This window comes from Rhodococcus sp. AW25M09 (genome assembly GCF_000333955.1).
GTDB lineage: Bacteria > Actinomycetota > Actinomycetes > Mycobacteriales > Mycobacteriaceae > Rhodococcoides.
Window position 1 is genome coordinate 1 of record NZ_CAPS01000126.1, and the last position, 9,766, is coordinate 9,766.

The window sequence follows — 9,766 nt, forward strand, 5'->3', positions numbered from 1 at the left end:
CGACCAACCTGACACGCGCTGAGCGGTCTGATAGGCATTGCCCATGTTGATCACTACGGACTTGCAACGCCGCACACTGCAGTTCGTACTCGCTGCAAATCGCGGCGGATATCAACCGTCGAGCAAAGAAGTGCGGGAGTGGGTCGACCGACCCGACCCCCGCCCTGGCAAACGGGGAAAGATGATCAGGCCGGCCAGACCGGCAAAGCCGGGAATCCCATCTCCATTCATGCAGTCCCTCACCGCATCCATTGAGTCACCCGTGCTGAGGTTCCTGCGAGAAAACCAACAGACCTACGCCACGCCGTCGATCGACTTCGCAAGTACCTTCGGGAAGGACTTTCGAGCTGCCGCAGGCATTGCCTCGATGTTCGGTGGCACGGCACCAACACCGGGCCGTCCGGCCCGATACGCGCCGGATGGCCCGCCGGAGCATGTCGTGAAGCAACTGGTGCGATTCGGTTGGATGCAAAAGGGCAGTAACAAGGGACTCACCGTCACCCCTCTCGGTCGTGCCCTGCTCAACTCCGATGAGAGCAAAGAGGCCGGCGTCGACGAGACCGGGGTTCTTGTGCTGCAAAGTCGCGATCCCCTTGCGTGGGGCAAGCTGGTTGGCAGCATCTCCGAACTCGAAGAGGTCTACATCGTTGACCCGTATCTACGCGCCGAGCAACTCGTGCAGCTTGTCGAACATGCAGACGTACATCGAGTTCTGATCGGCCCGAAAATTGGCAAGAGTGCAGTGACCGAGCTGAAGGTCCTGCTCGCCACACCCGGGTACGAAAGTCTCGCCGTACGACAAGCTCCTCACGACATGCTTCACGACCGCTACATCGTCGATCCACTATCAGTGCGAATGCTCGGGGCGAGCATGAATGGAGTGGGAGGAGCCGCGACGACGGTCGTCTTCCCACTACCTGACGAACACGGAGCGTATTTCAGGCAGCGCGCCGAAGAATGGTGGGAAGGCTCCGAAGATTTGCGCTCGTCACCGGCAACCTAGCCGCCAGCACTGACCCGCTCTCAAGCGAAAGACTCAGACGAAGGCGTCGAGGTCGAGTGCGATTTCGACGCCGTCTTTCTCGACGACGATCTTCGGGTGCACAGCACCGGTCGCAGCGAGGTACTGCCGCAGCGTCGAGAGCAACAGATCGTCGCGGCCCTCGATCCGCGACACCGCACCCTGATTGGTCCCGAGTAATGCCGCCATCTGAACCTGGGTGAGGTTGCCGGCCTTACGGATGTCCGCCAACCCGTCGGCGTACACCCGGTTCATCGTCTCCCGCTCGGCCGCGAACTCGCGCACCGTCTCCGCAATCGCGGGCTTGGTGCGCAACTGCTCGATCCGGTCGTTCGCACGCCGGAACGACTTCTTCTCGCTCTCGCTCATCACTGCTCCCCTTCCGCGGTCTCCCGCAACCAACGCTCGATCGCGACATCGGCCCTCGCGCCGACACCGTCGTAGAACACATCACCCATCCGCGCCTTGTCGGCCGCGAACAACGCCACCACCACCGAGCTACTGCCGGGCGGGAACCAACAGATCAACCGCAGCGCAATCTGCGCATCGAACGGATGCGCCGTGCGCCACACCGGAAACTTCTTCGACTGCCGCACCCTTTTGAGGTCCGGCCGATCCTCCACCGGAACGCCGTCGAGCTCACGCAACTGCACCAATGCATCGGTCACCCGAGCGAGGACCCGCACCGACGCAGCATCCCCGGCGTCGGCCTTCGCCTCCACTCGATCGAGCCAGTCGAAGAACTCTTCCGGTGCATCAACGTCCACCACCCGAGTATACCGTGCACGGCATATACCGCGCAAGGTATAGCGCCGTCTGTGGCGTGCATCTGTCGGGCCGATTCGATAGCGTTGCCCTCGGATATCGGACGGCGTGTGGGCCGCCCGAGACCGCGTTGTCACTCAGCGCTGCGCCACTCTCTCGCGCGCGCTGCACGCCGTCTCCGAAAGGTCCCACACATGTCGCTCACCCCTCTCGATCCCAACACTGTTCGCGCCGCTGCACAGGCTGCTCTCGATGCCCGTCTCGGTTTGATCGACGCGATTGTCCAAGCGCAGAACGAGCGAGCCGCCGCCGCCGCGAAGGTCGCCGAAGCGCAAGCCGCCGAACGCACCGCTGCCGCGACTGAGCTTGCCGCGATCAAAGCCGCGCTCGACGGCGGCTGGTCCGCCCCCGAGCTCCGCAAGGCCGGGCTGAAAGTCCCCACCTCCGCCGTCGCCGGCAAGAAGACCGCCACCACTGCGGCTACCAAGACGTCGCCTCGGCCCCCGCGGCTGCAGCCGTCGTCACCGGCGAAGACCGAGCCCGACGCTGCCGAGTCGACCGGTACGGACGCCGAGCAGAACTCGCCGGGTGAGAGCTACCCGAACGCGAGCTGACCGATGACGTACCTGGTCGGCTCTACCTGGGTTCTGGTGTTCGTCGGTGTCATCGCAGCAGGAGCAGCCGGGCTACGCCTGGCTCTCGCCGATAGCTGCGAGCCGATGGATCGAACCACCACCGCCCTGTCTGCGGCCGCTGCGGTGTGCGGACTCGCTGCACCCGCGCTCGTCGCCCTCGCATAACCGCTTCCTTGCCCGGACCTCTCGAAGGCAGACCCTCATGGACACCACCGATCCCCACTCACTCCAGCCGGCCGCAGAGTCCCCCTCAGCCGCGCCCTCGACTCGTACGCTGATCGAAGTCGAGATCTCCACCCTCGACCAACACGGCGACCCCGGGTTCGTACACACCCGCGGGCACTTCCACTCCCCCTCGACCGCAGCCCGGTTCGCGGTGAGCCAAGCAGAAACCGTCGCGGACCTCCGCCAGGTCGATACCGTCGCCGCGACCTTCACCCAGACCGTCGACGACTCGCTCTGCCTCATCGGGACCCCCGGCGAGATTGCGTGTGCTCTGGCGTCGATGCCGGCCTACGCAGCGGGTGTCCGCTCGGCGGAACTACCGCCACCGGGCTACGTCACCACCGCGATCGGGGTCTGGACCGCCACACCGATCGAGCCGCTTCCCGGCGTCGACCCGGCCGACCTGATCGACGTCACCGTGCGGTCGACTCGTCCCGATCCGTTGCCGGACTCGACCACGGTGGCCGGCGACTTCCCCGCTCGCTCGGCGCACATCTTCGCCGGCGCTCTCGCTCGCGAGATCACGATGCGCAGCGGTGGCCACAGCGAGGCGACCGTGAAGACAGTGCCCGGGCAACGCAGGCTCGTCGTCGAACACCCGGTGGAGGTCTACGACGCCGATGCCGCAGCGGTCGCCCGCTACACCCGGATCACGCAACTGCGGGCGAACATCGCGGCCCTCGATCCGGTGGCGGACGCCGAATGCGCAGTCGGCCTCACTGCCGAGCTGCATGTCCTGGAAAGCCATACCCGCCGGTCGTTCGACGACGAATCGGGCGCAGTGGCGTGATCGATATCCAGTGGCACCTCAGCCTGGTCGGGCACCGCACCGCCGCCGAGATCCCCGGTGTGATCGAGCGCCTGCAGGCGTGCGGGATCACCTCGGAGATCCTCGACAAGGTTCTCAGCGCCCCGGACTCGCTGCTGTACGCCCCCGAACGCGACGGCGAGGACTGGGCGCACGATTACGGCGGACCTACCGGTGCGGCACTGCTCACCGCCGAACTGCTCGCCTACCTGTCCCATCAGCACCGCCTCGCTGCCCTGATCCATCGCGATCTGATCACCGGGTTGGTGGCCACCCACCCCATAGACACCGTCGCCGGACATCTCGGGATCGCCGAAGCCGCGGTGGCCCGACTGTCTCTCGTCCCTCCCACCTCGCCGCCCACCGGCGACGCACCGACCGAAGGACCCACACCATGAGCACACCCGACTCCCCCGCCCTGTCCGACCTCGACAGCATCGAACTCGCGATCCTCGCCGAACTGCGCTCACCGGAAGCGGTGGCCGCGTTCGAGATGCTGCACGCCGCCGTTCCGGTGGAGACCGGGTCGCGGTTCGCCGAGCTGCTGGCGATCATCAACGACATTTCAGGGGCGAACTTTGCCGTCGACGCGTCGTTGAACCTGCTCGACGCGGTGCAGGACTCGGGCGACCTCGCGCTGGTCGTCGCGGCCGCGCCCACGCTCGACGATCCGATCACCGCGCTCGCGCTCGCTCAGCTGTTGCGCACCATCCGCCAGGACTGACCTACGCCACCTGAATCGGTCCGCGAGACATCAGAAAGCCCCGACCACGCATGATGGTCGGGGCTTTCTGCTGTCCGGCGGGGAACTAGTGCTGGGGCCAGCCGCGGACGAGCTTGTCGGTGCTCGCGTGCACGGCGTTGAAGGCGTCGACGAGGTACGTCAGCCACGACGCTGCGGTCTCCGGGTTCGGGACCAGCGTCGACGGGACGGCGTTCTGTTCCTCGTCGGAGAGTTCGTTGAAGTCGGCGGGGTAGTCGGTGGTGTCGCCGTCGACGATGTTCGGTGCGCCGTCGATTTCGTAGGTGATCACGAATTGGAGCTCGTGCCGGTTCGGGGCGGTGAACTCGGCCGACAGTGCGAGCTCGCCCCATAGTCGCCGGTCGTAGGTGACGGCACCGGAGTTGATCGCGGCCTGCAGCAGCCAGTGCGGAGTCCACAATGCCTGCGCGCTGCCCGGTTCGGGCCACTCGAAGTCGTCGTCGAGCACGTCGGCTTTCGCGAGGTCGAGGGTGAGCAGCGGGGCGGCCGGCGCGCGGGTTCCGTCGGCGGTGGGTGCAGTCATGGCCGGTGCCTCCAGGATGTCGGTGTGGGTGTGGGTGACGATGAGGACTCCCAGGTCAGTGCCGATGTTCGCACTGTCCCCGAGAGCGTCGAGCAGCCGTTCGGCCAAGGTTGCCGCGTCCGCAGCGCGGTAGGTGCCCAGGGTGCTCCACGTCGCGGCGTCGTACGAGGTTTCCGATGCCGAGCACACCTGCACAGTCAGTGCGCCGCTACCGGTCGGGACGCGCTCGAGGTCGCCGGACGCGTCGACGACAGCAGCGATCTGCTCGCGGACGTGCACGGGCAGACCCGCATCGACAGCGGCACCGGTCGTCGGTGCGTTCGTGCGGTCCGGCGCGTCGTGTGGCGGCCGTTCGGCATGCTCACCTGTCTCTGTCACTGTCCTCGTCTTTCGATTGTGGCCCGCAGTGCACCGTAGTGCCCTGGGCGTCGTCGACGCGCTCACCGGTGTCCCTGTGGGTTTGTTCAGGATGTCGGTGGTTGCCGAAAGCTGTTGAGCCGGTTGAATGCTGCACGCTGCCGGGTGCCGAGTTCGACCATGTAGTCGAACAGGTCGGCTTCGGGTGCCTCTTCGGCGGCCTGGGCCAGTCGCCCACCGGCGATGTGGAAGCTGCGGCGGTAGGACTGGGACAGGACGTTGTCGGCGTAGTGCACGGCCGCGACGGAGTGCGCGCCGGCGGTGACGATGCCCATGAGGCGTTTGCGTAGCGGAGCGTCTTTCGCTCCATCGGCTCCGGATCGGATGAGCGCACCGGTGACGGACGCGAAGTCGTGGGGTTGGCCGGCGGCGATGAGGTCGACGATGTGCCCGTACATGCGTGCGTGCGCGGGATCCTCGAAGTCCGCCGCGGTGAGCGTGCTGGTGATCCGCTCGACGTCCCCACCGTCCGTGGACTGATTACGCACGTCCATCAGGGCGCACAGGAGCATCGCTTCGGGGTCGGTGGCCGGGTCGTAGCCGGGTTCGAACGCTGTGTCGAGGTCCTCGACGGGCGCGAGGTCCGCGTGTGCCTGCGCTGCCGGGTCGTCGCCGGGTGTGGGGACTGCGCGTAGTGCGTTCATCGTCGGGCCTCGCGTTCGTGTCGGTGTCGGGTCAGAAGTCGTCGTGAACGGGTACGGGATTACTGGCGGCCACGCCTTCGGGGATGGTCACGATGCGGCTTGCTCGGCGTCGCCGTACGGGGTGTCGTTCTGTTCGGTGTCGCGCTCTGCTGCGAGTTTGGCATCGACCTGGCGGTCGATGTAGTCGGCGTCGGGGATGTAGGCGGGGACGAGGTGCATGGCGGTTCTCCTGTGTCGGTGGGGGTGTCAGGCTGCGAGTGCGTCGAGTCGGCCGATTCGGAAACCGGACCAGTCTTCGCGGTCACCGTCGCTTCGGTCGACGACCACGACGGGCGCTTGGAGGTAGCCGAGCTCGGAGGTGACGAAGTGGCGGGCGGTGTCGTCTTCGGTGATGTCGACGATTCGGTATTGGAGACCGTGCTTGTCGAGCCGTCGTTTCGTTGCATCGCATTGGTCGCAATTCGGTTTCGTGTACACGGTGATCGACATGGTTGCCTCCTTCTCGGAATTGTCCTATTGGCTTCTATTCTACGTCACAAATAACTTTTGCACCAGGTGTAAATACAGTCATTTACGTTGCCCTATAACGTATTTCAGTGTTTTGTACCTACCCATTGCTATGCCCGACGGGCCCCTCGAAAACGGTGTAGATACTTGTATCGGGCTGCCTTTATTGCGTTCTTTTCGCTTCCGGGTGGCGCGGAGAAGAGACGGCGGCGCACGGCGTCGATGGTCAATGCCTGGCCGGTGCGAGTGTTCGCCAGGGAGCGCAGCGAGTACGGGTCGGGCGAACAGTCGTGCTGGGCCCTGTGGGCCGAAGCGTGAGCGGAGTCAGGGGTTGATCCGGGAGACGACGGGTGATGCATTCTCGTTGCGCAGTCAGACGGATCGAAAAGAACCTCCCCCTCTCGGTGTCGCTGCACTCGTAGCGGTGGCTGCGTTCGTGCTGGTCGGTAGGGTGCTGCGGTATGGAGCGCTCGCGGATCGAACATGCCTTGTCCAAAGCTGTGGTGAACGCTGAGCCGCCGCCGTCGGAGCTGGCGCTCGATGCGATCGTCGCCGGTGTTCCGGTTGAGGACACTCGTCCACCCGCCGCCGACGTCGATATGGCGTGGCCGGCCCGTCCGACGTCCCTCTGAGCGCTGTTCCGCTCTTTCTCTGCCACGCCTGACCTCACGCCCCCCGCCTGCTCTTCTGTCGTTGCTGCGGGTGGCGCGTTTGTCGGTGTGAGGGCTCGATGCCCGATGCACCGGCCCCGCGCCCGCGACCTGCGGTTGCCGGGCGTGGCCACCTCGAACCGGTGGCCACGCTCGGCGGCGGGTGTCAGGTGTAGCTCTGCACTGCGCCGATGTGGGCGGCGATGTAGTCGGGGGTGATGACTGCGCCGATCCCCCTGACCTCTTCCGGTGGCATTCCGGCGTTGAGGACGCGGAGGAGGATTCCCGTCAGGCTCGGCAGCGGCACGTTGGCTCGTTCGGCGGTGCGTTCGGCGGCCTGTAGTGCTGCGTGAGCTGCTGCTCCGTCGCCGGTGCAGTACACGAAGTAGGCGGCGATGGTGAGAGCGTTCGCGCGGGCGGTGCCGCGTAGCGGGGCGGCGATGCGGGTGAACGCGTCGGCTGCGTCGGCGTCTCCGTGGATGGACAGGGCCAGGAACGCGTCCCGGACTTCGAGGTGCCCGGTGGCCAGTGCCAGGCCGACGCGGGCGGTGAGGTCGGCGCTGGGGATTTCGCGGGCGTGGATGACGGCGGCGAGCTCGTCGAAGGTGACGGGCAGGAAGTCGGCGCCCATCGTGGCGGCGGCGGCGAGGGCGAGGGATTCGGGAATCTCCGTGGTGGGGGCGTATCGGGCCTCGAGGTCGGCGCGTGATGCGGCGATGACGGCTCCGTCTGCGGTGCGGGCGGTCGCGAGTTCGGTGGTGGCGGGGTCGGGGATGGTGCCGTCGGTGAAGCGGTCGAGGTCGGTGAAGGTCGTTCCTGCGGTGAGGCTGTAGGTGTGCAGGGCGCGGATGGTTCGGATTCCGGCGGCGGCGAGCGCGTCGCGGATGGCGTCGAGTCCGAGCAGGGCTGCGCCTGCGTGGGTGGTGTCTGCGATGGCGGCGAGGATGACGGCGGTGATGGGGGTGTCCTGCCGGGTGAGCGCGTCGGTGATGATGCCTGCGGCGGCTTCGGCCTGGTGGGCGTCGACGCGGGCGGTGGGCGCGACCAGGTGGGAGCCGTTGCCGTCGTCGGCCAGGGCGATGATGACGACGGAGTTGTCGGGGGTGAAGCCGAGCAGGGCGGGGATGGCGGCGAGGGTGTCGGCGGCGGTGGTGAGGGACATGCGATGTTGGGTCATGGCGAAAGCCTTTCGGTGTGTGCGGGTGTGGTTGGGGTAGCGCTGTTTTCAGTGGCGGAGTTCGCGTCGCGCGGTGCGGCGGTCGCGGCGTGCGCTGGCGCGTTTGACGGTCCGCCGGACTTTGCGGCTGCCGTTTCGGTGGACGATGATGTCGATTTCGTCGGCGGTGGTGGGGTGCTGTGCTCGCATGGTGACCTGTCCCTCTCGACTGGCGGCCGGACCTTCGCCCTGCCAATTTTCTTTCGCCGTGGTGGCTGGGGAGAGAAACCAGCGCACGGGAACGACGGGGCAACCCCTCGTCTCGGACAGTTTTCGTGGGAGCGCAGCGACTGCTCGACGAAAAGTGTTCGGAGCCTTGGCCGTAGCGCAGCGGAGCGAGGGGTTGAGCCGGCGGGCACGGGTGATGGATGCTCGGAGAAGCCACCTACGTCGAAAGAAATTGATTCTTTTCGCTCTTGTGAGTGCGGAGCGAAGCGGAGTTCGGTTCGGTGCAGCCCGTAGGGGTGCGTGTGGCCCGCCAGGGGCCTGCCTGCGAACGTTGCCGGCCTGCTGTGGTGGGACGCGGAACGCCGCCGGAGCTGGTGCTCTACGGCGGCGCGGTGTGGGGTACGACTGTGAACGTGATTGTGCGGGAGCGACGGAGGGTGACGACGCTCGGTGTGGCGGTAGCTCGTATTTACGGTGGTGTGGCAGATGTCGAGCTGCCCCTTGAGGCCGACATTTTCGTTGACGGTGTCGTGGCCTGGCAGGGCCGATGAGGAGGAGTACTGGGCGAGTCAGGGTACGGGTCATTCATTCGATCGCTTGTATGGCATCGCGGTGACCTTTAGGCTCCGGGCCATGCGGGCTGGATCACAAGTGACGACATCGGTTTTTGGTATTGCTTTCGTATTGATGCTTGCTGCGTGTGCTGGCAGCGAGTCCGGTACTGAGAGGAGTGCGGAACAGGCTCCTGAGGGCAGTGTTTCGAGCAGCGCAGCTGGCGGATCGGATGTTGGCAGTTCGTCGAGCGGTGATTGCGGCACGATTGGTCAGAACTTGACGTATGACGAGCTCAAGCAAGTGTCGCTTGGCGACGATACGATGTTTCATCTTCCTGAAGACGCCAGGAACTTGGTAGCCAGCACTCCCACTGGTGGCCAGCAGCAGTATCTGGACGACTCGTGCGAGCTGATGGTCAACGCAGGTATGGAATTGGGAATTCCGATGGAAGGCATTCAGGTCGAGAGCTACAGGGATTCGCCGAAGATGCAGGCTGACATGATTGGGGCGGGGTACAACTTTTGCACTGGCTACGAAGGTTCACAGAACTGGGATCCGAACAGCACGTTTGAGCCAGATTCGACCCAATATGGCATCAATGACAGTTTCGTTCTTGCCAACAAGAATTTATGCCCGCAAGTGAAACTTCCTAAGATTCCTTCTTAACTCATCGGTCTATCCAAATCCAATTTTTCGTTTGACCCTCCGGTTAGCGCTGCGCCAGTCACCGTATTGGACTGGGCTGGATTGTCAGCTGGCGACAGGCAGGAGGGTGTCGGTGGCCTATGGCATTGTCGCTGCCTATGGATACACAGACGGCGGCGGTGACGAACCGGTCGCATCTCGATAACTGTCCCAGGTGCAGTAGC

General features: G+C 65.3%; 16 protein-coding genes. 8 read left to right on the top strand and 8 right to left on the bottom strand.

All coding sequences use genetic code 11. The annotated features are described in order from the left end of the window. The first annotated feature begins 262 nt into the window (after positions 1-262). Positions 263-1,003, top strand: coding sequence for a hypothetical protein (locus RHODMAR_RS24085; protein WP_157226195.1), 741 nt, complete (start codon positions 263-265; stop codon positions 1,001-1,003). Positions 1,004-1,036: 33 nt separating this feature from the next. On the opposite strand, the gene RHODMAR_RS24090 is transcribed toward RHODMAR_RS24085, so the two are convergent. Further along, positions 1,037-1,390, bottom strand: coding sequence for a helix-turn-helix domain-containing protein (locus RHODMAR_RS24090; RefSeq protein WP_008719949.1), 354 nt, complete (start codon positions 1,388-1,390; stop codon positions 1,037-1,039). Beyond that, a complete protein-coding gene (locus tag RHODMAR_RS24095) occupies positions 1,390-1,788 on the bottom strand; it encodes a hypothetical protein (protein WP_042940222.1) in 399 nt (132 codons plus the stop codon). Before RHODMAR_RS24095 ends, RHODMAR_RS24090 begins: the two co-directional genes overlap by 1 nt. Positions 1,789-1,980: 192 nt before the next feature. Between RHODMAR_RS24095 and RHODMAR_RS24100 the strand changes: the two genes are divergently transcribed. Genes RHODMAR_RS24100 through RHODMAR_RS24120 form a run of 5 tightly spaced genes read left to right on the top strand, consistent with a single transcriptional unit; the run spans position 1,981 to position 4,178 of the window. Further along, positions 1,981-2,400: a hypothetical protein gene (locus RHODMAR_RS24100; protein WP_042940223.1), complete on the top strand. Its 420-nt coding sequence runs from the start codon at positions 1,981-1,983 to the stop codon at positions 2,398-2,400. Between the two features lie 3 nt (positions 2,401-2,403). After that, positions 2,404-2,586, top strand: coding sequence for a hypothetical protein (locus RHODMAR_RS24105; RefSeq protein WP_042940224.1), 183 nt, complete (start codon positions 2,404-2,406; stop codon positions 2,584-2,586). A 37-nt stretch (positions 2,587-2,623) separates the two neighbouring features. After that, complete coding sequence (locus tag RHODMAR_RS24110; RefSeq protein ID WP_008719955.1) at positions 2,624-3,436, top strand: hypothetical protein; 813 nt, start codon at positions 2,624-2,626, stop codon at positions 3,434-3,436. Beyond that, positions 3,433-3,852 carry a hypothetical protein gene (locus RHODMAR_RS24115; RefSeq protein WP_008719959.1) on the top strand — a complete coding sequence of 140 codons (420 nt, stop codon included), beginning with the start codon at positions 3,433-3,435 and terminating at the stop codon, positions 3,850-3,852. Before RHODMAR_RS24110 ends, RHODMAR_RS24115 begins: the two co-directional genes overlap by 4 nt. Continuing rightward, positions 3,849-4,178, top strand: a complete 330-nt coding sequence (locus RHODMAR_RS24120; RefSeq protein WP_008719961.1) for a hypothetical protein — start codon at positions 3,849-3,851, stop codon at positions 4,176-4,178. Before RHODMAR_RS24115 ends, RHODMAR_RS24120 begins: the two co-directional genes overlap by 4 nt. An 85-nt stretch (positions 4,179-4,263) precedes the next feature. On the opposite strand, the gene RHODMAR_RS24125 is transcribed toward RHODMAR_RS24120, so the two are convergent. From RHODMAR_RS24125 to RHODMAR_RS24135, 4 genes are all read right to left on the bottom strand, one after another. Next, positions 4,264-5,118: a hypothetical protein gene (locus RHODMAR_RS24125; RefSeq protein ID WP_008719963.1), complete on the bottom strand. Its 855-nt coding sequence runs from the start codon at positions 5,116-5,118 to the stop codon at positions 4,264-4,266. Between the two features lie 86 nt (positions 5,119-5,204). Then, positions 5,205-5,801, bottom strand: a complete 597-nt coding sequence (locus tag RHODMAR_RS24130; protein WP_008719965.1) for a DnaB-like helicase N-terminal domain-containing protein — start codon at positions 5,799-5,801, stop codon at positions 5,205-5,207. An 87-nt stretch (positions 5,802-5,888) separates the two neighbouring features. Continuing rightward, positions 5,889-6,020 (bottom strand): hypothetical protein, encoded by a 132-nt coding sequence (locus RHODMAR_RS29455; protein WP_269744643.1) that lies wholly within the window; start codon positions 6,018-6,020, stop codon positions 5,889-5,891. A gap of 27 nt (positions 6,021-6,047) precedes the next feature. Then, positions 6,048-6,290, bottom strand: coding sequence for a glutaredoxin domain-containing protein (locus tag RHODMAR_RS24135; protein WP_008719967.1), 243 nt, complete (start codon positions 6,288-6,290; stop codon positions 6,048-6,050). A 479-nt stretch (positions 6,291-6,769) separates the two neighbouring features. Between RHODMAR_RS24135 and RHODMAR_RS28400 the strand changes: the two genes are divergently transcribed. Then, the gene (locus RHODMAR_RS28400; RefSeq protein ID WP_155289019.1) at positions 6,770-6,940 is read left to right on the top strand and encodes a hypothetical protein; all 171 of its coding nucleotides are present in this window, start codon (positions 6,770-6,772) and stop codon (positions 6,938-6,940) included. Positions 6,941-7,124: 184 nt separating this feature from the next. Here RHODMAR_RS28400 and RHODMAR_RS24140 read toward each other — a convergent pair whose 3' ends face one another. Together RHODMAR_RS24140 and RHODMAR_RS28405 are read right to left on the bottom strand one after the other, a co-directional pair. Further along, positions 7,125-8,135: a DUF4192 domain-containing protein gene (locus tag RHODMAR_RS24140; protein ID WP_008719970.1), complete on the bottom strand. Its 1,011-nt coding sequence runs from the start codon at positions 8,133-8,135 to the stop codon at positions 7,125-7,127. 48 nt (positions 8,136-8,183) lie between these two features. Next, entirely contained in the window at positions 8,184-8,324 is a 141-nt protein-coding gene (locus RHODMAR_RS28405) for a hypothetical protein (RefSeq protein WP_155289314.1), read from the bottom strand. Positions 8,325-8,993: 669 nt separating this feature from the next. Between RHODMAR_RS28405 and RHODMAR_RS24155 the strand changes: the two genes are divergently transcribed. Continuing rightward, on the top strand, positions 8,994-9,563 hold the full coding sequence (locus RHODMAR_RS24155) for a hypothetical protein (RefSeq protein ID WP_141214906.1): 570 nt from the start codon (positions 8,994-8,996) through the stop codon (positions 9,561-9,563). The last annotated feature ends 203 nt before the right edge of the window (positions 9,564-9,766 follow it).